This is a genomic window from Rheinheimera sp. MMS21-TC3 (assembly GCF_032229285.1).
In the GTDB taxonomy this organism is placed as follows: domain Bacteria; phylum Pseudomonadota; class Gammaproteobacteria; order Enterobacterales; family Alteromonadaceae; genus Alishewanella.
This window is the reverse complement of record NZ_CP135084.1, coordinates 2,784,073-2,810,495: the sequence shown is the minus strand read 5'-3', so window position 1 is coordinate 2,810,495 and position 26,423 is coordinate 2,784,073. Positions and strand designations below refer to the sequence as shown.

General features: G+C 40.4%; 20 protein-coding genes and 3 tRNA genes. 19 read left to right on the top strand and 4 right to left on the bottom strand.

All coding sequences use genetic code 11. The features are described 5' to 3' along the window. From surE to rpoS, 5 genes are all read left to right on the top strand, one after another. Nucleotides 1-753: a 5'/3'-nucleotidase SurE gene (gene surE / locus RDV63_RS13630; protein ID WP_313910048.1), complete on the top strand. Its 753-nt coding sequence runs from the start codon at nucleotides 1-3 to the stop codon at nucleotides 751-753. A 1-nt stretch (nucleotide 754) separates the two neighbouring features. Further along, nucleotides 755-1,393: a protein-L-isoaspartate(D-aspartate) O-methyltransferase gene (locus RDV63_RS13625; protein WP_313910047.1), complete on the top strand. Its 639-nt coding sequence runs from the start codon at nucleotides 755-757 to the stop codon at nucleotides 1,391-1,393. A gap of 23 nt (nucleotides 1,394-1,416) precedes the next feature. Further along, nucleotides 1,417-2,319, top strand: a complete 903-nt coding sequence (locus RDV63_RS13620; RefSeq protein ID WP_313910046.1) for a DUF368 domain-containing protein — start codon at nucleotides 1,417-1,419, stop codon at nucleotides 2,317-2,319. A gap of 112 nt (nucleotides 2,320-2,431) precedes the next feature. Further along, nucleotides 2,432-3,202 carry a peptidoglycan DD-metalloendopeptidase family protein gene (locus RDV63_RS13615; RefSeq protein ID WP_313910045.1) on the top strand — a complete coding sequence of 257 codons (771 nt, stop codon included), beginning with the start codon at nucleotides 2,432-2,434 and terminating at the stop codon, nucleotides 3,200-3,202. A 93-nt stretch (nucleotides 3,203-3,295) separates the two neighbouring features. Continuing rightward, nucleotides 3,296-4,270: an RNA polymerase sigma factor RpoS gene (gene rpoS / locus RDV63_RS13610; protein ID WP_313910044.1), complete on the top strand. Its 975-nt coding sequence runs from the start codon at nucleotides 3,296-3,298 to the stop codon at nucleotides 4,268-4,270. Between the two features lie 112 nt (nucleotides 4,271-4,382). On the opposite strand, the gene RDV63_RS13605 is transcribed toward rpoS, so the two are convergent. Both RDV63_RS13605 and mutS read right to left on the bottom strand, forming a co-directional pair. Continuing rightward, nucleotides 4,383-5,558, bottom strand: a complete 1,176-nt coding sequence (locus tag RDV63_RS13605; RefSeq protein WP_313910043.1) for a benzoate/H(+) symporter BenE family transporter — start codon at nucleotides 5,556-5,558, stop codon at nucleotides 4,383-4,385. After that, nucleotides 5,555-8,128, bottom strand: a complete 2,574-nt coding sequence (gene mutS / locus RDV63_RS13600; RefSeq protein ID WP_313910042.1) for a DNA mismatch repair protein MutS — start codon at nucleotides 8,126-8,128, stop codon at nucleotides 5,555-5,557. The genes RDV63_RS13605 and mutS overlap by 4 nt, the downstream gene beginning before the upstream one ends. 38 nt (nucleotides 8,129-8,166) lie before the next feature. On the opposite strand from mutS, the gene RDV63_RS13595 reads away from it, so the two are divergent. The 3 genes from RDV63_RS13595 to metA all read left to right on the top strand — a co-directional run bounded on the left by RDV63_RS13595 (nucleotide 8,167) and on the right by metA (nucleotide 11,138). Next, nucleotides 8,167-8,658 (top strand): nicotinamide-nucleotide amidohydrolase family protein, encoded by a 492-nt coding sequence (locus RDV63_RS13595; protein WP_313910041.1) that lies wholly within the window; start codon nucleotides 8,167-8,169, stop codon nucleotides 8,656-8,658. 62 nt (nucleotides 8,659-8,720) lie between these two features. Continuing rightward, nucleotides 8,721-9,755, top strand: a complete 1,035-nt coding sequence (gene recA / locus RDV63_RS13590; protein ID WP_313910040.1) for a recombinase RecA — start codon at nucleotides 8,721-8,723, stop codon at nucleotides 9,753-9,755. A gap of 447 nt (nucleotides 9,756-10,202) precedes the next feature. Then, entirely contained in the window at nucleotides 10,203-11,138 is a 936-nt protein-coding gene (metA, locus tag RDV63_RS13585) for a homoserine O-succinyltransferase (RefSeq protein ID WP_313910039.1), read from the top strand. A 60-nt stretch (nucleotides 11,139-11,198) separates the two neighbouring features. On the opposite strand, the gene RDV63_RS13580 is transcribed toward metA, so the two are convergent. Next, nucleotides 11,199-14,807 (bottom strand): ATP-binding protein, encoded by a 3,609-nt coding sequence (locus tag RDV63_RS13580; protein WP_313910038.1) that lies wholly within the window; start codon nucleotides 14,805-14,807, stop codon nucleotides 11,199-11,201. Nucleotides 14,808-14,858: 51 nt separating this feature from the next. Next, nucleotides 14,859-15,347 (bottom strand): TIGR00645 family protein, encoded by a 489-nt coding sequence (locus tag RDV63_RS13575; protein WP_313910037.1) that lies wholly within the window; start codon nucleotides 15,345-15,347, stop codon nucleotides 14,859-14,861. A gap of 194 nt (nucleotides 15,348-15,541) precedes the next feature. Here RDV63_RS13575 and RDV63_RS13570 point away from each other — a divergent pair, with 194 nt between their 5' ends. The 11 genes from RDV63_RS13570 to RDV63_RS13520 all read left to right on the top strand — a co-directional run bounded on the left by RDV63_RS13570 (nucleotide 15,542) and on the right by RDV63_RS13520 (nucleotide 26,353). Next, complete coding sequence (locus RDV63_RS13570) at nucleotides 15,542-17,665, top strand: S46 family peptidase (protein WP_313910036.1); 2,124 nt, start codon at nucleotides 15,542-15,544, stop codon at nucleotides 17,663-17,665. A gap of 104 nt (nucleotides 17,666-17,769) precedes the next feature. Further along, on the top strand, nucleotides 17,770-18,495 hold the full coding sequence (locus RDV63_RS13565; RefSeq protein WP_313910035.1) for a hypothetical protein: 726 nt from the start codon (nucleotides 17,770-17,772) through the stop codon (nucleotides 18,493-18,495). A 2-nt stretch (nucleotides 18,496-18,497) separates the two neighbouring features. After that, on the top strand, nucleotides 18,498-18,941 hold the full coding sequence (locus RDV63_RS13560; protein WP_313910034.1) for a regulatory protein RecX: 444 nt from the start codon (nucleotides 18,498-18,500) through the stop codon (nucleotides 18,939-18,941). Between the two features lie 57 nt (nucleotides 18,942-18,998). Beyond that, nucleotides 18,999-21,617, top strand: a complete 2,619-nt coding sequence (alaS, locus tag RDV63_RS13555; protein ID WP_409934866.1) for an alanine--tRNA ligase — start codon at nucleotides 18,999-19,001, stop codon at nucleotides 21,615-21,617. 302 nt (nucleotides 21,618-21,919) lie between these two features. Beyond that, entirely contained in the window at nucleotides 21,920-22,120 is a 201-nt protein-coding gene (csrA, locus tag RDV63_RS13550) for a carbon storage regulator CsrA (RefSeq protein WP_313910032.1), read from the top strand. Nucleotides 22,121-22,281: 161 nt separating this feature from the next. Further along, nucleotides 22,282-22,371: transfer RNA gene (locus tag RDV63_RS13545), tRNA-Ser, on the top strand. 16 nt (nucleotides 22,372-22,387) lie between these two features. After that, nucleotides 22,388-22,464, top strand: a tRNA-Arg gene (locus tag RDV63_RS13540). A gap of 85 nt (nucleotides 22,465-22,549) precedes the next feature. Then, nucleotides 22,550-22,626, top strand: a tRNA-Arg gene (locus RDV63_RS13535). Nucleotides 22,627-22,804: 178 nt separating this feature from the next. Further along, a complete protein-coding gene (locus tag RDV63_RS13530; RefSeq protein ID WP_313910031.1) occupies nucleotides 22,805-24,121 on the top strand; it encodes a PqiA/YebS family transporter subunit in 1,317 nt (438 codons plus the stop codon). Then, nucleotides 24,111-25,784: an intermembrane transport protein PqiB gene (gene pqiB, locus RDV63_RS13525; RefSeq protein WP_313910030.1), complete on the top strand. Its 1,674-nt coding sequence runs from the start codon at nucleotides 24,111-24,113 to the stop codon at nucleotides 25,782-25,784. The genes RDV63_RS13530 and pqiB overlap by 11 nt, the downstream gene beginning before the upstream one ends. Continuing rightward, nucleotides 25,781-26,353, top strand: a complete 573-nt coding sequence (locus tag RDV63_RS13520) for a PqiC family protein (protein WP_313910029.1) — start codon at nucleotides 25,781-25,783, stop codon at nucleotides 26,351-26,353. Before pqiB ends, RDV63_RS13520 begins: the two co-directional genes overlap by 4 nt. The last annotated feature ends 70 nt before the right edge of the window (nucleotides 26,354-26,423 follow it).

The window sequence follows — 26,423 nt, the reverse complement described above, 5'->3', positions numbered from 1 at the left end:
ATGCGAATATTATTAAGTAATGATGACGGTGTTAATGCTAAGGGGCTGCAGGTATTACAGCAGGCATTAATGCAAATAGCAGATGTCACCACAGTAGGACCCGATCGAAACTGTAGCGGCGCCAGTAATTCCTTAACCTTAGTTAATCCATTGCGGGTGCAGCAGATAGAAAATGGTTTTTATTCAGTAAATGGCACGCCTACTGACTGTGTGCATTTAGCAATAAGTCAATTACTGGATTTTACACCTGATTTAGTCGTAGCAGGTATTAATCATGGTGCTAATTTAGGTGATGATGTGCTGTATTCTGGTACTGTTGCAGCTGCAACTGAAGGCCGACACTTAGGGTTACCCGCCATAGCCGTTTCTTTAGCAAGCAAAGACTCACAATACTTCACTACTGCGGCTTTTGTTACCGTACAAGTTATTAAGAAATTAAAGTCGCACCCGTTACCGCGCGATCAAATTTTAAATATTAATGTACCTCCTGTTACAATTGAGCAATTAAAAGGTATTAAAGTCACACGTTTAGGCCGACGACATAAAGCAGAGACCATGACAAATAGCACCGACCCTTGGGGCAATACTATCTATTGGTATGGCTCGTTAGGTAACGAATTAGATGCAGGAGAAGGCACAGACTTTCATGCTATAGCTAATAATTATGCATCTATAACGCCGCTACAAGTCGATATGTCAGCTTATAAAAGCATGGATACTTTACGTCAATGGTTAGAGGGGATAAAACTGTAACATGGCAGTCGCAACATCACGAAGCGCTAGTGTATTGGCGCAAAAGCTTCAAGCGGATGGTATTCAGCACCCCTTAGTGCTGCAAGCCATGGCGCAAACACCAAGGCACCTCTTTGTAGAGTCGGTTTTAGCACATAAAGCCTATGAAAACACTGCCTTACCTATAGGGCAGGGCCAAACTATATCGCAACCCTATATAGTGGCACGGATGACAGAGTTATTACTGCAAGATAGGGTTGCTGGTAAGGTGTTAGAGATTGGCACAGGTTCAGGCTATCAAACGGCCATTCTTGCTAGGCTGTTTCCGCAAGTTTTTAGTGTTGAACGGATTAAATCTTTACAGTTTCAAGCTAAAAGACGCTTACAGCAATTGGATTTACATAATGTTGCTATGAAGCATGGTGATGGCTGGCAAGGTTGGCCAAGCAAGGCGCCTTTTAACAGTATAATAGTGACGGCGGCACCAACAGAGGTACCAATGGCACTATTAGAACAATTAGCGGATGGTGGTCGCTTAGTCATCCCAGTTGGCTTGCAAGAGCAAGTATTACGAATTTATCAGCGTCAGGGTGATACGGTATCCAGTAGTGATATAGAGGCCGTACGTTTTGTGCCATTAATACCAGGTGAGTTAGCTTAATATAGCCAAAGTAAGGGTAAGAGATGCAGTATCTGCAATGGATCATCAAAGGCATGGCGATGGGAGCCGCGGATGTTGTTCCCGGCGTGTCTGGCGGTACTTTAGCCTTTATATTGGGTATTTATCAGCGTTTATTAGCTGCCATTAGCCAGTTTAATTTAACGGCTGTTAGATTGTTAGTTCGCGGCCAATTTAAATCATTATGGCAGTATGTAGATGGCACTTTTTTACTTTGCTTATTTAGCGGTATTCTACTGAGTATCTTTGCTTTAGCAGGGGTGATTAGTTACTTTTTACACTATAGGCCTGTGCCACTTTGGGCGTTATTTACTGGGCTTATTTTGGCTGCTTTACCTCAATTATGTCGCAGTATATCTTGGTCTAAATTACGCTTGCTCTTATGCTTATTGGGCGTCATTTTTGCTGTTGGAATTAGTTTACTTACACCTAGCGAATTACAGCCAGCTATATGGATGTACTTTTTTGCTGGTGCTATAGCCATTTGTGCCATGATATTGCCTGGGATTTCTGGCAGTTTTATTTTATTAATATTAGGTATGTACAGCCATGTTTTAGCTGCAGTGACTAACTTAAAAGTTAGCGTGCTGGCCTTATTTATTGCTGGTTGTATTTTTGGTTTATTAAGCTTTTCTCGGCTATTAAATTGGCTATTAGCCAAGTATCATGATGCTAGCTTAGCTTTTCTAATTGGTATTGTAATAGGGGCTTTATATCGAATTTGGCCTTGGCAGTGGCAAAGTAAATTGTACTTACCTTGGACCTACCCTAGCGCAACCGGTGATACTGACATGCTGCTAGCTGGCATCTGTGCTGTCGCGGGTGTGATGATTATGGTGCTATTGTTAAACTTAGAGCGTTGGTTGGGTAAGCCAGCAGTTAGTGATATTAAACAACATCTAGACTAAGTAGAAGGAGCGGGGTATTCGCTTAGAAATGCGTGCGATATATATCGTACTAAGTTGTTTATTATTAAATACTATTTTGCAAGGGTGTTCATCAAGAACGGCTCCTGCTCCTGTGACGACGTTAGAATTAAGAAAAAATTTTTATAATGAGCGCAATAAAGGTAGTTTACAAGTTCAGCAATATACAGTACGCAAAGGCGATACTTTATATGCTATAGCGTTTCGCGCCGGTTTAGATGTGCGCAAGTTAGCGGGCCTAAATAATATCTCTAGTCCTTATATTATTTACCCAGGTCAAATTATTAAACTAAAGCTTCCACCCAATCAGAGTCGGCCGGTGTCTACTGCAGCAGCAAAGACATCAGCGGCTAAAAAGCCATCAAGCCAAATAAAATCAAATAGTTCAGTTAAATCTCCTAAACCGGTTGCACCAAAAAAGCAAACGGAGTATGTTCAAACAACCACTAACAATAAAGTTACAAAGCCGCCTATTAAACTGCCAAATACGGCGTTAGTACAATGGCAATGGCCGGTAAAAGGTAAAATCGTCTCTGGCTTTTCATATCAAGAGCAAGGCAATAAAGGTATTGATATAACGGGTGTGGAAGGCAGTCGAGTCAATGCTGCCGCAAGTGGTCAAGTGGTGTATGCTGGTAATGCTTTACGCGGTTATGGTAATTTAATAATTATTAAACATAATGATGATTACCTAAGTGCGTATGCACATAATCGGAAGTTATTAGTACAAGAGAGACAGATGGTTTCTGCAGGTCAGCAAATTGCAGAAATGGGTAAAACAGATGCAACAGATGTAAGATTGCATTTTGAAATTCGTTATCGTGGTGGTTCGGTTGATCCGATGAAGTATTTACCTAGAAGATAATAGAGCTATTTAAAGTTGTAATCAGCGTAATTGTAAGCATGGATGCAATAATAAAAAGCTACCCCTGCACCCAATAAAGATGGGAGAAAAGTTATGGGAAATAAAAGTGGCGACGACATTGAAGAGTTAAAAGACGACGATATTGTTGAAGATGAAACTCTGTTAGAAATTGCCGACTCTAAATCAGAAAACACTGATAAAGAAGAAGTGTTTAGCACTGATGATAATTTTAAAACAATAGACGCAACCCAAATTTATTTAAGCGAAATTGGTTTTTCGCCGCTGTTATCTGCTGAAGAAGAAGTATACTTTTCGCGTTTAGCCCTCAAAGGCGATGAGGCTGCTCGCAAGCGCATGATAGTGAGTAACTTACGTTTAGTGGTAAAAATTTCTCGGCGCTATATCAATCGTGGCTTAGCCTTACTAGATTTAATTGAAGAAGGTAATTTAGGCTTAATTCGCGCAGTAGAAAAGTTTGACCCAGAGCGCGGCTTTCGTTTTTCAACTTATGCTACTTGGTGGATTCGGCAAACTATTGAACGTGCCATCATGAATCAAACCCGTACTATCCGCTTGCCTATTCATGTCGTTAAAGAGCTAAATATTTATTTACGCTGCGCGCGTGAATTATCACAGAAACTAGACCATGAGCCTACGCCAGAAGAAATTGCAGCAGCGTTAGATCGGCCAGTTGAAGATGTGCGAAAAATGCTTAAGTTAAATGAGCGAATTACTTCCGTTGATATGCCTGTTGCTGGCGCGCCAGAAAAACAATTGCTAGATATTATAGCGGATGAAAAAGAACTGGGCCCTGAAGGTAATTTACAAGAAAGCGATATGAAACAGCATTTAATTCGCTGGTTAGATGAATTAAATCCAAAACAAAAAGAAGTACTATCACGCCGTTTTGGTCTACTGGGCTACGAGCCTTCTACCTTAGAAGATGTTGGTCGTGAAATTGGTTTAACCCGTGAGCGAGTGCGGCAAATCCAGGTAGAAGCCTTACGCCGATTACGTGAAGTCGTAACGCAACAAGGCTTAAACGTCGATATTTTGTTTCAAGAATAGTGCGGCTATGCGCTATTCTTGACTGGAATTAATCTCAGCGCTTGAGTAATTGCTCTCTGGTTAAGTCGTGTTTAGAGACTTATTTATAAAGTATCTAATGCAAGTGTTTGATTTAACATTTAGGAATTACTCTGGTGGTATTCATAAATAAAATAGTCAGGCCTCCAGCAATCAGTCCCCAAAATGCTGAGCTGATGTTAAATAAATTCATTCCTGAAGCAGTAACTAACAAGGTCACTATGGCAGCTTCTCGGTAATCTTTATCAGCAGTAGCACTAGCTAAATTTACTGCTATGGTGCTAAATAAGGCTAAGCCGGCTAGTGCAGTGATAAACTCTGCAGGAAAAGCAGCAAATAAAGCGACTATAGTTGCAGAGAATAGTCCTGCTAATAAGTAAAATAGTCCAGCTGCAATTCCTGCAATATAACGTTTTGCAGGATCAGGATCCGCTTCTTCACCAGTGCAAATTGCTGCAGTAATAGCGGCTAAATTGAGCGCGAAGGCACCAAATGGTGCTAATATCAAAGTCAGAAAAGACGTACAACTGATTAAAGGTGAAGCGGCTGTATTAAAGCCACTGGTGCGTAATACTGCTATGCCAGGAATGTTTTGCGATGCCATTGTGACGACCATCAAAGGTAAACCTACACCTAGTAATGCAGACAATGACCATTCCGGTTGAATAAATAGTGGTTTGGCAAGGTTAAAATGGACTGTTGTAAACGTTGTATTACCTTGCAACATCGTCATAGCTATCCCAATTATTAATACCCATAAAATGGTATAGCGAGGGTTAAAGCGTTTTGCAATTAAATAGCTTAGTAACATGGCGCCAACTAACGCTAGCTGTTGTTGTAGTGCTGTAAAAACATTTAAACCAAATTGCAGTAATATCCCCGCTAACATGGCGCTGGCTAATGGTAAGGGTAGCAGTCGACTTAATTTGTCAAACCATCCACTTAGGCCAATGATTAAGCCTAATACGGCGGCAAACATAAAGGCGCCTATCGCTTGATTAATAGATAAACCCTGTAAACTTGTTGCTAAAAAAGCTGCGCCAGGCGTAGACCAAGCGGTAATAATTGGAGCCTTATAATACCAAGATAAGCCGATACAGCTAATGGCCATGCCAATACCTAAAGCGAGTAGCCAAGAGGCGACAATAGCGTCATTAGCGCCAGCGGCACTAGCTGCTTGCAGCACTATAGCAACCGAGCTAGCAAAGCCAACAATTACGGCGACAAAGCCTGCCAGTATTGCCGATAAGCTTAAATCATTTATTTTCATACCAATGTATCTTTTAGTTGGTATAACAATTGGAGTGCATGACGTGCCGTTAAGTTATCAAGATCAATTTCACGTAACTTTTCTATTATAGGATGCTCTGCTAAGGCTAATTCTAGTTGCGGTGTAGCCGCAACTGTTTGACTAGGTTCAGTGACTAAACTTTGCTGTTCTAATTGGTGTAACTTTTGTTGTGCTTGGCGAATAATATTTTTGGGTACGCCTGCTAACTGTGCTACTTGTAAACCAAAGCTTTTACTGGCTGCACCTTCTTGTACATTGTGCATAAACACTATAGTTTCGTCATGTTCAATCGCATCTAAATGGACGTTAACAATACCTTCGGTGCGCTCGGCTAGCTCCGTTAATTCAAAATAATGAGTAGCAAATAAGGTTAAAGCTTTAATGTTCTTAGCTAAATGCTCAGCACAGGCCCAAGCTAAGCTTAAACCATCATAGGTACTAGTACCGCGGCCAATTTCATCCATTAATACTAAGCTGTTTTCAGTGGCATGATGCAAAATAGTGGCGGTTTCAGTCATTTCTACCATAAAAGTTGAGCGGCCAGAGGCTAAGTCATCGGATGCGCCAATACGAGTAAAGATCCGATCTATAGGGCCAATTTGGGCCGAGCTTGCCGGTACAAAACAGCCAATATAGGCCATTAGCACTATTAAGGCTGTCTGACGCATATAGGTTGATTTACCGCCCATATTAGGGCCGGTTAGCATCAGCATTCGCCGCTGTTGCTGCATAGTTAATGGGTTGGCAATAAATGGTGTAGTTAACACTTGTTCAACAACAGGATGCCGTGCTTGCTCTAATTTAATTCCAGTTTCATTTACTAGGCTAGGTCGGCAGTAGTGCAAACTATCTGCACGCTCGGCAAAGGTGCAAAGCACATCTAATTCAGCTAAAGCTTGGGCTAATTGCTGTAAAGGTGCCAGATACTCAGCGCAGTGGTCAAACAGCTGCTCATAGAGTTGCTTTTCAATGGCCAAGGCTTTGCTTTGGCTGCCGAGCACTTTATCCTCGTATTCTTTTAGCTCAGGAATGATATAACGCTCATTATTTTTTAAGGTTTGCCGCCGGACATATTCCGTTGGCACTTTAATATCAGCACTACGGCCGGTTTCAATGTAATAGCCATGGACTCGATTAAAGCCAACTTTTAATGAGCTAATGCCAGTGCGCTCACGTTCCCGTTGTTCTAGTTGACTTAAATAGTCGGTAGCACCTGTAGCTAAATTGCGCCATTGATCTAACTCGGCATCATAGCCATCGGCAATGACACCACCATCACGCATTAATACTGGTGGTGACTCTACAATGGCTTGTTCTAATAATTGACATAAGCTGGGAATAGGTTGAGCCGCAAAAGCAATGTTTTGCAAGGCTTTAGCTTGTTGCTTGTCTAGTTTAGGTGCTAGTTCAGGCAGTAACTGTAAGGCTTGACGTAAGCGAGCAAAGTCACGTGGCCTTGCACTACGCAGGGCTAAGCGAGTAATAATGCGCTCTATATCGCCAATACTTTTTAAGTCAGGTTGCAGTTGTTCATATTGCTCAATAAGCTCAGCTACGGCATCTAAGCGTTGGTTAACGGTTTGTTGATTGCGAAGCGGGGCATGGATCCAACGTTTTAATAGTCGTGATCCCATAGCGGTCTGGCTAGTATCGAGCACTGCAGCCAAAGTGTGGTCAAAATTGCCAGCTAAGTTTTGAGTGAGTTCTAAATTACGTCTAGTTGCAGCGTCTAATACTATATTGTCTTCAGAGCGCTCAACACCAATAGCACGAATATGGGGTAAGTGGGCACGTTGAGTGTCATTGACATACTGCATTACACAGCCTGCAGCCATTAAGGCTACAGGTGCATCGTCAACGGCAAAGCTAAGTAAGTCTTTGGTGCCAAACTGCTTACATAACAATGACCTGGCTGTTGCTAAATCAAACTCCCAAATTGGCCTACGCCTGGCACCTTTACGATTTTCTATTAAGTTTATGGCAGCAAAGTCTTCAGGATATAACAGCTCGGCAGGATTTAAGCGCTGAATTAAAGCCGCAAGATCATCTAAATTGGCAACTTGATTTAGTAAAAAGCGGCCACTAGTTAAATCTAATTGGGCTAAACCGTAATGCTGTCTAGAATGGCTAATGGCACAAAGTAAGTTGTCGTGGCGAGCATTTAATAAGGCTTCGTCAGTCACAGTACCCGGAGTGACAATGCGTACTACCTTGCGCTCAACAGGCCCTTTGCTAGTGGCCGGATCGCCAACTTGCTCGCAAATAGCAATAGATTCACCTAGTTGGACTAAGCGAGATAAATAGCCTTCAACCGCATGATAAGGCACACCCGCCATAGGTATGGGCTGGCCACTACTTTGGCCACGCTTAGTTAGTGATATATCTAACAGTGCTGCAGCACGCTTAGCATCATCAAAAAACAATTCATAGAAGTCGCCCATGCGATAAAACATTAAAATATCGGGGTGTTGGCTTTTAATTCCCAAATATTGCTGCATCATAGGGGTGTGAGCGCTTAAGTCTTGCTCCAGTTTCTTATCTGACGGCATAATAAGGTTATGTCTTCCTAGTTAAATTAAGGATAGTTATGGTTAACAGTCTGCAGCTGGCAACCGAATTAGGCCAGCTATTATTACGGAAAAAGTGGACAATCACCACTGCTGAGTCTTGTACTGGTGGCGGTGTTAGCTATTGGTTAACCGCGGTAGCGGGCAGTTCAGCTTATGTTGACCGCGCCTTTATCACTTATAGCAATAAAGCCAAACAACAATTACTGGCTGTACGCAGTGCAACTTTACTACAATTTGGCGCTGTTAGTGAGCAAACCGCGACCGAAATGGCAGCCGGTGCTGCTAAAGCAGCTGGGGCAAAGTTTGCTATAGCTGTAACAGGTATTGCTGGGCCTGATGGTGGCTCGGTAGAAAAGCCAGTGGGGACTGTATGTTTTGGTTTTTACGTAGATGGCTCTATAATTAGTCAACGAGAATGCTTTCAAGGCGATCGACAACAGGTTAGACAACAAAGTATTGAGTATGCTTTAAAACGTAGTATAGAGTTGTTGACAGCTAGCTTAATCTAGAATACTGTATGAGCATACAGTGTTAATTGTTCGGTACTACCGACTCAACCATGGAATTAAACATGAACGACAATAAACAAAAAGCGCTTGATGCCGCCTTAGGGCAAATTGAACGTCAGTTTGGCAAAGGCTCTATTATGCGTCTTGGTGATAGTACAGCACTAGACATTGCTGCAGTATCAACAGGCTCAATAGGCTTAGATATTGCTCTGGGTATAGGTGGGTTACCTTATGGTCGGATCGTTGAAATTTATGGCCCAGAGTCATCGGGTAAAACTACCTTAACATTACAAGTTATAGCTGAAGCACAAAAAGATGGTAAAACTTGTGCTTTTATAGATGCAGAGCATGCCTTAGATCCTGTTTATGCTAAAAAGCTAGGTGTAAATGTAGAAGACTTATTAGTTTCGCAACCTGATACTGGTGAGCAAGCATTAGAGATATGCGATATGCTAGTTCGCTCAGCCGCAGTTGATATTGTAATTGTTGACTCAGTTGCAGCCTTAACACCTAAAGCAGAAATTGAAGGTGATATGGGCGACAGCCATATGGGCTTACAAGCGCGCTTAATGTCACAAGCCTTACGTAAACTTACTGGTAATATTAAACGCTCTAACACTTTAGTTATTTTCATCAACCAAATCCGGATGAAAATAGGTGTGATGTTTGGTAATCCTGAAACCACTACTGGCGGTAATGCATTAAAATTTTATGCTTCAGTACGTTTAGATATTCGCCGTATTGGTTCAGTAAAAGATGGTGACGAAATAACCGGTAACGAAACACGGGTTAAAGTGGTTAAGAACAAAGTAGCGCCACCCTTTAAACAAGCTGAGTTTATTATCCAATATGGTTCAGGCATTAATAAGCACGGTGAAATTGTTGATTTAGGTGTAGCTGAAGGCTTAGTAGATAAAGCCGGTGCTTGGTATGCCCATAAAGGGAATAAAATTGGTCAGGGTAAAGCCAATGCTATTCGCTACTTACAAGAAAATCCAAGTGTTTCTGATGAAATAGAAGCTGAATTGCGCAAGCGTTTATTATTAAAACCAGGCGATAAGCCAACAGAGCCATTAGCCGAGACCGAAGCAGAATAAATTTTATAGATAAAAAGCCAGTGTTTACACTGGCTTTTTTTATGGCTTTTAATCTTAGTTTTTTGCTAGCAAGGCGTAAACGAAAAGTAATAATAACTTGCTCTGATTACCTAGCAGCGATAAGCTGCAAGGGTAGTGTTTGACTGCATAGTAATAAAAAATGAAGTAAAGCGTTGCCGGTGTATAAATAATGATAAAAATAAAATGGTTATACTTGGCACTAATTGCACTTGCCTTAATAAGCTGCAAAGCTGACATTAGTATTCAGCCTGAGCCTGAAGACACAGTAGTACAAGAGTTTGCACTGGCCAAGTTTAGAGCCACTTTTTATATTCTATATTTCAATTTGCACTTTAGCCATCTAAACGTTTAGATGTTGACTTTATGCTATTTATTTTGCACAGTAAGCCATCAATCTATTCCAGCTAACAATAATGAGTGTTTACCATGCCAATTAATGTTGTCGACCAACTGCCAGCAGTTGCTGCCTTACTTGCTGAAAACATCTTTGTGATGACAGAAAGTCGTGCTGTGCAGCAAGATATTCGGCCACTAAAAATTGCTATTCTCAATTTAATGCCTAATAAAATTACCACAGAAATTCAGTTGTTGCGCCTGCTGGCTAATAGCCCATTACAATTAGATATTGAGCTATTAAGGTTGGACGATCATGTCAGTAAAAATACCCCCGAAAATCATTTAAACTGCTTTTATCGGTATTTTTCTGAGGTAGAGCCTAAAAATTATGATGGTTTAATTATTACCGGCGCACCTTTAGGCTTAGTTGAATATGAAGAGGTGACCTATTGGCAGCAATTTGCTGATATTTTAGCTTGGGCAGATAAGCACGTTACATCAACTTTATTTTTATGCTGGTCGGCTCATGCTGCTTTATATCACTATTACGATTTACAGCGCGAAATACGTGGTGAAAAACTATCAGGCATTTATTGGCAGCAAGTTAAGCAGCCGTTATCGCCACTAGTGCGCGGTTTTGATGACGAGTTTTTGGTGCCGCACTCTCGTTATGCTCAAGTACCTGAGCAAAAGTACCAGCAGCATCCCGACTTACACATTTTAGCCGCCGCTGAGGCTACGGGTGCTTATTTATTGCAAAACACTAGTGGTAGCCGAGTCTTCGTTACTGGTCATCCAGAATATGATGTGACGAGTTTAGATGATGAATATCAGCGTGATCTTGCCGCCGGTATTAATAGTGCGCTGCCTGAAAACTATTATCCAAATGATGATGCTAGTCAGGCACCTTTAAAGCTTTGGCAAAGCCATGCTTTTTTATTATTTAGTAACTGGCTTAACTACTATGTTTATCAGGCCACCCCTTTTGATTTAAACCAGATAGGTCAGCCATTAGCCGGCGTTTAACACCTCTGCCGTTTCGTTGAATTTAGCGCAGTGATAGATAAATTGAGCTAACAGAATTTATCAACTTAGCCATAGCTCCAATTTAGCGATGAGTTCAGCGTGGCTAAAAGGCTTGCTTAGAACATCATTCATCTTATTTTTATAGCAAAGCTGGATAACATCCTCACTACAGTGGGCTGTCATGGCAATAATAGGTGTATTGTTATAATTGGTAAGCTGGCGCAATTGTTGGCTGGTTTCATAGCCGTTCATGCCAGGCATTTCTATGTCCATTAACACTAAAGAGGCAGATTGCTGTTGTGCCATGCTAAGTGCTTGCTCGCCACTATTGGCGGTTAAAATTTGATAACCTAATTTTTGTAATACAATCTGGACTAATACTTGATTAAAGTAATTGTCTTCTACTACTAACACTGTATGGCTTGTCGCAGATGCTGCTATTTTAGCCGAAGGTTTTGATAATGTGGTGGGAGCAACAGCAGCTGTTTCTAAGTTAGTTTGGCTAGAAGGTAAATTAAACCGCAAGCTAAAATAAAATCGGCTGCCAACACCTTGTTGACTCGTTAGCTGCAAATTACCGCCCATAAGCTTAACTAAGCGCTGACTTATAGTTAGACCTAAGCCAGTTCCGCCATATTTACGACTTATAGAGCTGTCTGCTTGACTAAAAGCGGTAAATAAGTCTTTTTGTTGCTCAGCGGAAATACCTATACCGGTATCGGTAACGCTAAAGATAATTGATACTTGCTCTGAAGCTGGCTGGGGAGTAGAGGTTAAGCTTAAGGTAATGTCACCTTGCTCAGTAAATTTAATAGCATTGCTAATAAGGTTAATAAGCACTTGGCTTAGTCGTAAAGCATCGCCTACAACTAATGCGGGGATATGAGTATCTATATGTTGGTTAAAAGTAATCGGCTTATGCTGTAATTGACTACTGAAAATATCTTGAACTTGCTGCACTGTTACGGCAAGTGAGAATGGCAGCTGCTCTAATTGGAGTTTATTGGCTTCAATTTTGGAAAAGTCTAAGATGTCGTTAATAACACTAAGCAGCACTTTGCCCGAAGCTTGGGCTTTTTGTAAATAGCTAGCGCGCTTAACCGTATCATCACTTTGCTGAGCCAGATCAGTAAAACCAAGTACTGCATTTAAAGGGGTGCGTAGCTCATGGCTCATATTAGCCAAAAATTCACTTTTAGCGACAGTTGCAGCTTCAGCATGTTGTTTAGCTTGTTGTAATTCTTGCATAGCTTGCTGAATTTTGGCGCTGTGTTGTTCTATTTGCGTTGTTAAGTATTCTTTATCTTTTCTCAGACTGTACAGATGCCATTTGTGTATAGCATATAAAACTAGGGCGAGCATAATGGCATAGCCCAGCAGCGCATAATGGCTTAAGTACCAAGCTGTACTAATGCTAAATGTTAAAGGTTGGGCTGTAAAAGTTTCGTTTTGGTTATTCCGGCTCCGCAGTAAAAACTGGTAATTACCACTAGGTAAGTTGGTATAGTCACGATAAAGCTCAGAGCTAAACTCAGACCAGCTCTGATCATAACCTGCTAATTTAGTTTGAAACTGTTGAGTAAAGACATGACTGTAATTAGGGCTGGTATAAGTAAAGCGCAAGCTGTTAGAGCTTGGTTTTAATATCAGGCTTGTAGGAACTGTTCCGCCAAGGAATAACAAATCGCCATTAAGTTGGCGTAATTGGCGGATTAAAGGTGTTTTAGTGGTAATAACCTGATGCTCTTCGCTAGCGAAGCGAAATATACCTTCGGCCCCACCAAACCAAATAGTATTGTTAGAGTCAATCATTAAACTGTCAAAAGGGATATCTTTTAGAGGCGCCAAAGCAGCTACATGCCACTGATATTGACCGCTATCATCAGCTAATAGCATGCCAGCGTGGCGACTGCCATTAGAGTTATCCCAAGTTAATAACCATAAGTTTCCGTTTAAATCTTCTTGGGGTAAGCGAACCCAAGGTTGCGGTTGGTCAAATGCCGTGGCTAAGTTTTCATCTAAGTAAAATTGCTCAGTTGATGGATTAAAGCGATAAAAGCCGCCTACAGTAGCAAAGAGCAGTTGTTGTTTAAAAAGTGAGACAGCATTACGATTAGCACTTGGTAAACCTGCAGCTTTGTCATAGCGTTTTATTGCTAAAGGAACTGAGTTGCCACCTTGCCAAGCTTGAGGAATAGTTAGCTGATAGACACCGTGGGCTAAAGTGCCTAGCCATAGTTCCCCATTATCTAATTCTAATATGCTATTTATATTGCCTGTAACGCCAGGGACCCTGCCTTCGTCAAACCACTGACCTTGGCTATAGCGCATACTAGCTAAACCATTTTGTAAACCTATATATAAGCGTTTAGGATCAAGTTTGGATTGATAGAGAGTTTTGCTGGCTTGTTCAGAGGCGCGAAGTAAGCTAACGTTTTGATTTTCAAGACGATAAACGCCACGACTATTGGCAATCAGTAATTGTTGCTCAAAGCTAATAAAATCCCATGTTTGCTTTTGTACTTCAGGAATAGCCTTAAATTGTTTAGCACTGCTTTGACGAAATAGACCTAAGCTAGTACCAGCGTAAAGCACATCATTATGTTTATATAGTGATAAAACATTACCACGTAGACCATTATTATCATCAAAGTAGCTAATAGCAGATGATAAATCAATTCTACTTAAACCATGATCTAAGGCAAACCATAATCCTTGTTGATGATCTTGAAAAATAGCCCGGATATTTTCATCAAGCATGCCAGCACTTTTATCAAGGTGTTGTTTTAGCTTACCGTCAGCAGAGAGTATATAAGCGCCACTGTGGCTGGTACCTAAAGCAAAGTCACCATTTTTTAATTGATAGCCAGTATATAAAGTGTCATTAAGTAATTGGTTATCAATATCGGTTTGCCAAGGGAGACTGCCTGATGCGTCCATCAAGAATAAGCCTTGGCTTCGCGTTCCAACTAGAAAGCGACTGTCGTCATAAGGTAATAAAACATAAACGTTAGTTTTAGCAAAGCGTTCACTACCTGCTAGGAGTTGAAAGTTATTGTTTACTAACTCGACAAGACCAGTCCCTTCTTCGCGGACTATAAGACGATCTTCTAGCCAAAAGGCTTTTAAAAATCGGCTATTAGTGCGCCATACTTTGGTTGGGCTATTAGTCTTAATATCAACCCGAAAAATATAATTGCGGCTAATAAAATAGATACCCTCTTTAGCGGCAAATGTCTGACGAACATCTTGAAAATTCTGGTATTCACTTGGTATACGGTCAATTAAAGAGATATAACGGCTATTAGCATTTTGATCAAGATAGCCAATGTCACCTTTAGAACCGACATAAATATTGCCATCCTCCGCTAAGGCTAAAGAACGTACTACTGATTTGTTGCGAGTGGCAATCATCCGCCATTGTGAGCCATCATACTGCATCAGCCCAACATTATTACCTACATAGAGTAAGCCATGCTGATCTTGAATAATTGCCCAATTTTGGGTGCCGCCATTATAATCTTTAGGTTTAAAGTTCGATAATAATGGCGAAGCTGCTACTGCACTGCAATGAACAGAAATAATTACCAATATTAGTAATAACATTGGTTTTATATAGCTTTTAAAGCAAGATGAAAATATCACTATGCTGACACTCCTTTGTGGCATAGAGCATACCTAACTATGTTGCAAACTTAGCATAGTTAGGCCGAATTACACTTATTTTCGTAGTAATTTATCTAAATAGCCCATAGCAAATGCGGATAAAACAAAAGTAATGTGCATTATTAAGTACCATTTGATTTTGTCATTACTAATGTTTTCTGTGTTCATAAACACTTTTAATAAATGGATAGATGAAATTGCTACTATAGATGCCGCAACTTTATTTTTTAAAGAACCAGAATCTAATTTACCTAACCAGCCTAATTTATCTGTATTACCTTCTAAGTCTAGTCGTGAGACAAAGTTTTCATATCCTGAAAACATCACCATCACAATTAAACCGCCTACTAAGGTAATGTCTATTAATGATAGTACGACTAAAATTAATTCAATCTCCTGCATCGTAAATATGATAGGAATAACATGCCAAACCTCTTGAAAAAATTTAATACCTAAGGCGATTAGCGCTAAACTCAGTCCAAGATAAATGGGCGCCATTATCCAGCGCGATGCATACATTAATCGTTCAAAAAGTGCTTCCATAAAAAAACCTATATTATTGTTAATATGCATTATCCGTTGTTATTGCTATAGGTCAAGATGATTTAATCTAGGCAATATTGGGATGAAATGTTGGCAATTATCGCATATTTGAGCGCCTTAACGCATTACTGCAAAGCTAGAGGACATAATGTGCTAGCGTTTACTTCAATGCGTTATCAGGTGAAAAGTGTGATATGAATAAATGTCGGATGATCAGCGTAGCGCTGTTGTTATGTTGCTTGTCAGTAACGGCAAAAGAAGGATTTTGGCAAATAAAGCAACAACCGGAATTAGCAAAATTATTGGTCGCTAATAAGGTTAGCGATAAAGCGAAAAATCTAGATAGATTAACTCGACTGAGTTTAAATACTACTGTGCAAGTGGGTGATTGCAGTGGTGCTCTAGTGTCTAATCAAGGGTTAGTACTCACTAATTATGATTGTATAGCTAGTAAAATAAATGAGAATTCTCATTTGTTAACAGCTGAAAACTTTGTCGCAACAAGTTCTGATACAGAATTAGTCCTAGATGATTTACAGCTAAAAATTCCGCAACAAGTGGAAGATGTAACTTTAATCATTAATCGGCAGTTAGATGTTGAGTTATCAGCACAACAAAGACAACAAAAGATTCAGCAAATTTCTGAGCAATTAATTAATCAATGTGAACAGCAGTCTGGATTAAGTTGTCAGCTGCATTCTGTTAGTGGTGGACTGAAATATAGTTTAGTTAAATCAATAGAAATACAAGATGTTAGGCTTGTTTATGCCCCTAATAATAGTTTAGCGCGGTTAGACCCTAGTGCTAAAGATAATGCTTGGCCACAATATAATGCTGATTATGTATTTGTCCGCGGTTATGTTGATACTAAAGGTCAAGCTGCTGCCTTTTCGCTACAAAATGTACCCTATCAAGCAGCAACATTTTTAACTATTGCTAGTAAAGGTGTCGCACAACATGAGCATATTTTAGTGGCTGGCTTTCCTCAGCAAAGCCAACGCTATCAAACTGCTGAAGCGGTAAAAGTTCAGTTTGAACAACTTAGCCCATTGCAATTGCACTATCAGCAACAAGCTTTAGCAATTTTACAGCAACAGACTAAAGATGCTCCGCAATTAGCTAAAAAATATCAACAGCAATTGCAATTACTCGAAAGTAACATAGCGCAGGAGCAAGCAAAAATAGCTCGCTTCCAACATAGCATTGTGGTGATAAATAAACTTGCGCAGGAAGAGAAGTTAAACACTTGGATTAACGGTAGCTCTGTTAGGCGACAGCTATATACGCAAATTATCCAGCAAGTAGCTGTGCTTAATCAGCAGCAATATCAACAATCGGTACGCGACTTAACCCTTAAAAACCTTAACTTTGTTCAACTACCTACTTTAGCGAGGCAGTTATATCAGTATGCGTTACTTAGACAAACAGAGTCGAGTAATAGCAAGGTATTAGCATTAACAAAAAAAGCATTATTACGCAGTATGCAGCAATTTAGGGAACACTTTGATAGTCGGGTAGATCAAAATTTAGCCTTACACTTTTTAGCCGAATATGCTCAGTTACCTGCTGAATATCGTTTAGCTGGCTTAGACTATTACTTTTCTTTAAATGATGGTTTTAATTTAGAGATTGTTAGGCATAAATTAGCTGCAATATATAGAGGCACTAAATTAATGGATCCTGAGCAGCAGCAAGCTTGGTTAACAGCTTCTGTCAGTCAGTTTCAGCAAAGTGAAGATAGCCTTATTAGCTTTGCTGTCGCTATGCAGCCAAGCAGTGAACAGGCTAGTCAGCAACGTTTACAGTTAGAGGCTAAGTTTGCCCAGATTTGGCCTGATTATATTGAAATATGGCAGGCTTTTAATGATGCTAATAATCAAGACTTTTATGCCGATGCTAATGGTACTTTACGCTTAAATATTGCTAAAGTTGAAGGCTATCAACCTAAAGATGCTATTTGGTATCAGCCATTTAGTTCAGCCCAAGGCTTAATTGATAGCCTTGCTAATATCGAACAATCATCCGCAGTACAAAAAGTGCTGCAGCGGCTAAAGCAAACAAAACAACAAAAATTACCAATCAATTTTTTAAGCAGTGCTGATATTACCCTTGGTCATGCTGGTGCCGTCAGTTTAAATTTACAAGGGAATATTGTTGGCGTGGTATCGGGCGGCGCTTGCGAAACGGTTATCAGTGATTGGCATTATAATGAGCAACATAGCCGAGCCATTCATGTTGATAGCCGCTATATTTTATGGCAATTACAGCAAGAGCCCACAGCAAAAACCTTACTAGCAGAGTTAAACATAGCTAACTAGTTCACAATGTTTATTAACTAGCGCTCTTAATTAGTCTTATTTTACAGTATAATATTAGCTTAATTAGATTTTTGTATAAGCGCTTTATACTCATTGGAGACATAGTGGATAACCAGTTTCAGGTTAAGCTTATTGTTAAACGGGTTAAAATATCGGCAGCAGTGCAGTGGTTGCAACAAGCTTGGCATATATTTAAACAAGCTCCACTGATTTGGCTGTTGATGTTTGTTACGCTTATTGCTACAGCTTTGCTTGGTACTACACATACATTACTAAATATAGCTGCTTTGTTTATTAGTCCGTTTTTTACTGCCGGTATTTATAAAAGCATAGTGGCCATTCAGCATAAAGAAACCATTAAATACACCGATATGTTTATCCCATTACAACAGCCGAGTTGTCGTATGGTGTTTATTCGTTTAGCCGCCATAAATATGCTGGCCGCAATACCACTAAGCCTAATGATACAAACTATTGATAGCCAACTTAAAAATGGTGTTTATGAACCTTGGTTAATACTTTTGTTTGTTGCCAGCTCTATTATTGTCTGGATGGTATTCGCTTATGCTGTTGCTATTGCCTATTTTTTACATGAGCAGCGATTGCTAGTGATAATGCATACCAGTTTTATTGCTTGTTGGCGCAATATTACCCCTTTAGTTGTCTTTGCAATATTAAGTTTTTTATTAATATTGCTGTCAGCACCTACCCTGTTTATTGGTTTAATTGTCGTTATCCCTGTGCTTAATATTGCTTTTTTTCTATCATTCAATGACTTTTTTGCTTTGCAAATAAACACTAAAAATGATGATGGTGTCTTGGTAGTATAAAGATGCTTGAACCCAAAGCATTAAAGCATAAAGCCCTAAGTTGGCTAACAAGACGAGACTATAGTGAGTTAGAGTTACGTCGCAGGTTGCAGCAGCTTGGTGGTTTAGAGCAAGATATAGAACAAGTAATAGCTTGGTGTAAAAATTACGATTATCTGAATCAGCAACGTTTTATTAGTATGTTGGTTCGCAGTCGCAGCAATAAAGGTTATGGCTATAACTATATTGCCCAAGAATGTAAGCAACATAATATTACAGTTGACGAGCTTAAGCGCTGTCTAGCAGAATTAAATATCGATTGGTTTACACTGGCTATGCAGGTGTATAGCAAAAAATATGCTAATAGCCCTGTAACTGATTATAAAGAAAAAATGAAGCGCATGGCGTATATGCAACGTCGTGGTTTTAGCATAGAACAAATAAACTCTATCTTTACTGAGAAGTAACTAGATTAAATAACTTTATTTTGAATAACCCAACGTGGACAGGATTTTTTCATGACAATGACATCGGCCAAGATCAGGCGTGCTTTTTTAGAGTTTTTCGCCAATAAACAACACCAGATTGTGCCCAGCAGCTCGCTGATCCCAGGGAATGATGCCACTTTGTTATTTACTAATGCTGGTATGGTGCAATTTAAAGATGTCTTTTTAGGTCAAGATAAACGCAACTATAGCCGTGCCGTATCGTCACAGCGCTGTGTGCGTGCGGGTGGTAAACATAATGACTTAGAAAACGTTGGCTATACCGCCCGTCACCATACCTTTTTTGAAATGCTAGGTAATTTTAGCTTTGGTGATTATTTTAAACGTGAAGCTATTCAATATGCTTGGCAGTTTTTAACGGAAGAAGTAAAGCTACCAAAAGAAAAGTTATTGGTTACTGTATATGAAACCGATGATGAGGCTTATGCCATTTGGTTAAATGAAGTTGGTGTGCCTGCTGAACGAATTATTCGCATTGGCGATAACAAGGGTGCGCCTTATGCATCAGATAACTTCTGGTCTATGGGTGATACAGGACCATGCGGACCTTGCTCTGAAATCTTTTATGATCATGGCGATCATATATGGGGTGGCCCTCCAGGTTCAGCTGAAGAAGATGGTGATCGTTTTATTGAAATCTGGAACATCGTTTTTATGCAGTTTAATCGCCAAGCTGATGGCACAATGGAACCTTTACCTAAGCCGAGTGTTGATACGGGTATGGGGCTTGAGCGTATAGCGGCTATTTTACAAAATGTGCATAGTAATTATGAAATAGACACCTTTGTCGCTTTAATTAACGTAGCTGCCAAGATTACCGGTGCGACTGATCTTAGTAATAAGTCATTACGAGTCGTGGCTGATCATATTCGTAGTTGTGCTTTTTTAATTGTTGATGGTGTGCAACCTTCGAATGAAGGCCGTGGCTATGTATTACGTCGTATTATTCGCCGTGCGGTACGTCATGGTAATCAATTAGGTGCTAAAGGTGCCTTCTTCTATCAGTTAGTAGCAGAATTAATTAATCAGATGGGCGACGCTTACCCAGAGTTGGTGCAAAAACAAGCGGTAATAGAAAAAATTATTAAGTTAGAAGAAGAGCAGTTTGGTAAAACCTTAGAGCGTGGTTTAGTTATTTTAGAGCAGGCCCTACAACAGCTAGAAGGCACTGTATTACCTGGCGACCTAGTGTTTAAGCTTTATGATACTTATGGCTTCCCAGTAGATTTAACTAACGATGTGGCGCGTGAGCGTAACCTAACTATTGATCATGATGGTTTTGAAGCGGCTATGGCCGAGCAACGTAAACGGGCTCAGCAAGCGTCAAATTTCTCGGCCGATTACAATGCGAATTTAACCACCGAGCAGCAATCTGACTTCACAGGCTATAGCGATGAAACTAATCAGGCTAAAGTACTTGAGCTGATAAAAGATAGCCAAGTTGTGGCCCAGCTTAATGATGGCGAAACCGGGTTAGTTATTTTAGATCAAACGCCATTTTATGCCGAGTCAGGTGGTCAAGTAGGAGATACCGGTACCTTAAGTTTGCCGTCAGGGTCGGTATTTAAGGTAGAAGATACCGTTAAATTAAGCAATGCCATAGCTCACAAAGGCAAGATGGTAGGTAGCATTAAGCAAGGTGATAGCGTTAATGCCCAAATTGATAGCGCTCGGCGTGCTGCTATTAAACAAAATCACTCTGCGACTCACTTATTGCATGCCGCTTTACGCCAAGTATTAGGTGAACATGTCACGCAAAAAGGCTCATTAGTGCAGCCAGATAGACTACGTTTTGACTTTAGCCATTTTTCAGCTGTTACTGCAGACGAATTACGCCGCATAGAACAGCTAGTTAATGAGCAAATTCAGCAGAATCATCAGTTAAATACCCGTTTAATGTCTATCGAACAAGCTAAAGAGGCTGGGGCTATGGCATTATTTGGCGAAAAATACGACGACGAGGTTCGGGTATTAAGCATGGGTGAATTCTCAATTGAGCTTTGTGGTGGCACTCACGTTAAACGCACCGGCGATATTGGCTTAGTGAAATTGGTTTCTGAGGCGGGTATCTCTTCAGGTGTACGCCGGATAGAAGCTTGTAGTGGTTCAGCTGCAGTGGCGTATGTACAACAAATAGAACGACAAGCTCAACAGGTGGCTGCTTCACTTAAAGGTGATGTGCTTAGCATTGCTGAGCGGGTAGAGCAGAGTTTAGAGCGTAGTAAGTCGTTAGAAAAAGAAATTGACCAGCTAAAAGCTAAGTTAGCCAGTCAAGCCAGTGCGTCTATTTTAGATCAAGCTGAAGATGTTGCTGGTGTAACAGTGCTAATAACTCAGCTGCCCGCTACAGAGCCTAAGGCATTACGCACTATGCTTGATCAGCTTAAAAATAAATTAAGCTCGGCGGTTATTTTATTAGCGACAGTTAATGATGACAAAATTAGCTTAATTGCAGGTGTCACTGCAGACACTACCAGTAAAGTACATGCCGGCAAGTTAGTTGGCTGGGCTGCAGAGCAACTGGGTGGTAAAGGCGGTGGCCGTCCTGATATGGCGCAAGCAGGTGGCACAGATGTGCAAGCTTTAAGCTCTGTATTAGAGGCCGCTAAAGCTCAAGTAAGTGAGCAGTTAAATTAAAAGTTTACTAGATATGGCTTTAATCACAGTATCATTCTAGATGTAAAGTGATACTGTGCTGACGAATATAGGTTTAAAAGCCCCCTGTATTGCAGATTGGTCTTAAAAACACTTATATATACCGAAAAAACACTTGAAAATAGTCATTGCTTGCTACACTTATAAAACTTTATTATTAATAACTAATAAATATCATTATTTGTAGCATCAGCCATTTAATCCTTATTGATGCTGGGTTATGATTGTTGACTAAAATTTTCTCAGTGTCCAAGACATTGAGTAAACGAAACAGGAGCAAGCGAATGCTAATTCTTACTCGTCGTGTTGGAGAGACACTGATGATAGGTGACGAAGTCACAGTGACAGTTTTAGGTGTGAAAGGAAACCAAGTTCGCATTGGTGTAAATGCACCAAAGGAAGTTTCTGTACATCGTGAAGAGATTTATATGCGTATCCAAGCAGAAAAGGGTACAACCGAAGGTGGTTTTGGTGGTAATAATTAATTTCATTAAAGTAAGCTCTTTACTTCTAGTGTATTGATTCCGTCCATTTAGTGCCGCTAATTTACACAATTGTTTAAAAGGTCGGCAAACAAACTTTGTATTACCAAAAATTGTTTGACATATTTTATTAAGACATTAATATACACGCCGCAACATAGAGCGGAGAAATGGCCGAGTGGCTGAAGGCGCACCCCTGCTAAGGGTGTATAGGGGAAACTCTATCGAGGGTTCGAATCCCTCTTTCTCCGCCATTTTTTGTTTTAGAACGGACGCATAGCTCAGCTGGATAGAGTACTCGGCTACGAACCGAGCGGTCGGAGGTTCGAATCCTCCTGCGTCCGCCATCTAAACCTAGAATGGCGAATCAAGAAAGACGTTGCGAAAGACATTGTAGTATCAAATTTTATTGTATTAAAAAAGTACCACCCCGGACGCATAGCTCAGCTGGATAGAGTACTCGGCTACGAACCGAGCGGTCGGAGGTTCGAATCCTCCTGCGTCCGCCATATTACGAAGAGCCCGCTTAGGTGAAAACCAAAGCGGGTTTTTTAATGCCTAAATTCTATACCCCTCTTTTATTATCTAAACTATTAATATTATGCTATAAATACAAACTAATACTTGCTTACTAATAGGCTCTAAACAATCTGTTAGTTGAGCGAACATTCAGTTCTAATTACTTCAGTGAGCCAATCTACGGTGACGGTGTTAGCTACCACTAGTGCAGTAACAGAGCATGCTACCGACAATTATAATGATACTGAGCAAACAGTATTGTGTCGGCATTGTGACTTAGTACAAACAATCCCTGCGCTTATAGCCGGCCAAGAAGCCTGCTGCAGCCGTTGTAACAATACCCTAGATGCTCGGCATCAACAGCCGATTTTAAGGCCTGTTCTTTATGCTGCGACTGCCTTATTTATGCTGCTGCTAGCTAATTTGTTCCCTTTTGTAAGCATGTATGCCGCCGGTGACAGGCATCAAATGAGTTTTTTTGATACCTCGTCGGTGTTATTCCAACAACATCATCAATGGCTAGCCTTGCTTATTTGGCTGTTAATTCAAGCTATACCCGCTTTTTGTATGTCGGCAATCATTTATTTAAAACTGGCTATGGTTTACAAGTTGCCGTTTAGCGTTTGGGTAGCGCGCGTGCTGTATATGCTAAAGCCATGGAGTATGGTCGATATTTTTTTAATGGGGCTGATTATTAGCTTTGTCAAACTAGTCGCAGATGCTGAAATATCGTTAGGGCCAAGTTTCTGGGCGTTTTGTATTTTTTGTCTATTACATTTAAGAGTATTTCAGGTAATAGATCGCCGTGAGTTATGGTCAAAAATAGCACCAACCCCAGCAATAGAATTAAGCACAAAAGTAGGGCAAGGTGGCTTAGAGCAAGGTTTAAAGCTATGCCAAGTTTGCACTGCTATGGTGCCAGTTCAGCACAAATATTGCTCACGCTGCCACAGCCGAGTTTATTCACGGCAACCTAACAGTATACAAAATACGTTAGCTTTATTAGTTGCAGCAATAATACTCTATATACCAGCAAACTTATTACCTATTATGATCACAGAGTCTTTTGGTGATCGATTAGAGTCGACTATTATTAGTGGCTTAATCATTATGTGGCAAGAAGGTGCTTACCCAGTGGCAATTATTATTTTAATTGCCAGCGTAATAGTGCCGGTGATAAAAATAATAGTGTTATTGTGGCTATGTTATTTAACCCGATTATCTAAAGCGCATCGCCAGCGTTATTCCACCCAAGTATATCGCGTTGTAGATTGGATAGGACGTTGGTCAATGGTAGATGTATTAGTGGTAGCGATAATGGCTGCTTTAGTTAGGTTTGATTTAGTAATGTCAGTCTATCCGGGGGTTGGTGTTATTGTATTTGCTGCCGTGGTAATTATTACTATGCTGGCTGCATTAAGTTTTGATCCGCGGTTATTATGGGATGCACGTTTGGTTAATAAGGGGAAACAGAGTGACGGATAGTCAAGCTGCAACAGCAAAAGTGCGCAGAATTAAACAGTGGTCGCCCATTTGGGTGGTGCCATTGGCTGCAATCTTAGTAGGTTGTTGGATGCTGTATAATAATTTTCAGCAGCAAGGTGCCTTGTTAACATTAATTGCTGCGGATGCTGAAGGAATTATTGCTAATAAAACGCAAATTAAAAGTCGTAGTGTTGATGTTGGCCAAGTGGTTTCGGTAGAGTTAAGTGAGGATTTAAAGCAAGTAATTATTAAAGCGCGAATGAAACCAGCCATTAGCGCTATCCTTAATCAAGATTCACAATTCTGGGTAGTTAAGCCGCAAGTTGGTCGAGCCGGTGTTACAGGTTTAGATACCTTGTTATCAGGTGCTTATATTGAATTGCAGCCTGGCGAGTCTACAGTCGAGAAGCGAGAGTATGAGCTGCTGGCAACCCCGCCTGCCGCTCCTGCTGATGCTCCCGGTATTAGGGTCATGTTAAGTGGAACTGATTCGAGTGGCTTAGCTGTTGGCGATCCAGTGTTATATCGTGGCTATGAGGTAGGTACGGTTGAATATAGTGAGTTTAATTTAAGCCACAAACGTACCGATTATCAATTATTTATTCGCGAGCCTTACGATAGTTTAGTCTCAGAAAATGTCCGGTTTTGGCTTAGTAGTGGTTTTGCATTTGATCTTACTGCTGAAGGCTTACAAGTTGATGTTGCTTCTGTTACCACCTTACTAAGCGGTGGCGTTAGTTTTGATTTAATGCAAGGTTGGCCGGCGGGTAAGGTAGTGACAAATGGTGCAGAGTTTCAATTGTTTCCTAATAAGCAAAGTGTGCAAGAGGGAATGTATAATGAATACGTTGAATACTTATTGTTTTTTGATGAGTCAGTGCGAGGATTAAAGTCTGGCGCACCTGTAGAGTATCGCGGTATTCGGGTGGGGACTGTTGTTAGTGTGCCATTTTTCTTTTCATTTGAAAAACCATTCGAAGTTTCTTTACAGCAGGGTATTCCAGTATTAATTAGGATTGAAACCGGCCGTTTATATGACAATTTAAGCATTAATCAGTTAAAAGAAGAATTAAACAAAGCTGTTGCTAAAGGTATGCATGCGACCTTAAAGCCAGGTAACTTATTAACGGGCGCTCTATTTATTGAGCTGGCCTTAAATAAAGAGCTTTTAGATGCTGAATCGCAAATTAACTTATTAGCAGAGCAAAAACGTTTAAGTACGATAGTAGGCTATCCAATGCTGCCAACAGCACGTAGCGGTTTAAGTAATATTGAGCAAAAAGTGCTAATGGCCTTAGATAAAATTAATAATTTACCGATAGAGCAGTTATTACTACAAGGCGATAAAACTCTACAAAGTACTGATGCTTTAATGCAAAGTGCCGCAGTTTTAGTGCTGCAAGTAGAGTCGTTATTGGCCTCGCCGCAATTGCAGCAGTTACCGCAAGAATTACAGCAAAGTATGCAGCAGTTACAACAGATGTTGAGCGGAATTAGCCCAGGCTCACCGGCTTATGATCGCTTAGATGCTAACTTACAAACCCTTGATCAAGTATTGCGTGATGTGCAACCAATTTTGCAATTACTAAATCAACAAAGTAACGCTTTATTTTTTAATGTTGAGACAGTAGCTGATCCAGAACCTAAGAGAGCAAAACAATGAGAACGAGGATTATTAATCTTGCCTTAATTTTGATGCTGCTGGCACTAACAGCCTGTAGTAGCTCAGTGTCAGTTGCTTATTATCAATTAGCTAATACTGAAATCAATGTAGCAGCAGAGCCAAGGGCAGAGTCTATATTTTTGCAACCGGTTCAAGTTGCCAATTATTTAAACAGCAAGTCTATTGTTATGCAGATGTCAGCAGTAGAGTTAGTATTAGCGCGGCAGCATTTATGGGCCGAGCCTATAGCAGAGCAAATTCAACGTAAGTTAGCAAATACTGTGCAAGCACTAGATCAGCGTTATGTTATTGCGCATGCCCCCAGCCCTAAAGCGATAACAATAATGTTAAATGTTGACCAGTTTCATGGCACTGCCCAAGGTTATGCCCTATTGCAGGGACGTTACAGCTTAAAGCGTGCCGAGCTTAGTGAGCAATATTTCACTTTTAGTTATCAGCTGCCACTGCAAGCTGATGGTTATCCGGCTTTAGTGCTAACTTTAAGTCAAGCTTTAGAGCAATTAGCATCCGATATATTGCTCCAAATATCGGATGCAGCAGCGGGTTAATGCTAGGTGTATTTTTGCTGTAAATACTTAGTATTAATCTAGGTTATTTAGCGTCAGTAGATTAACACCG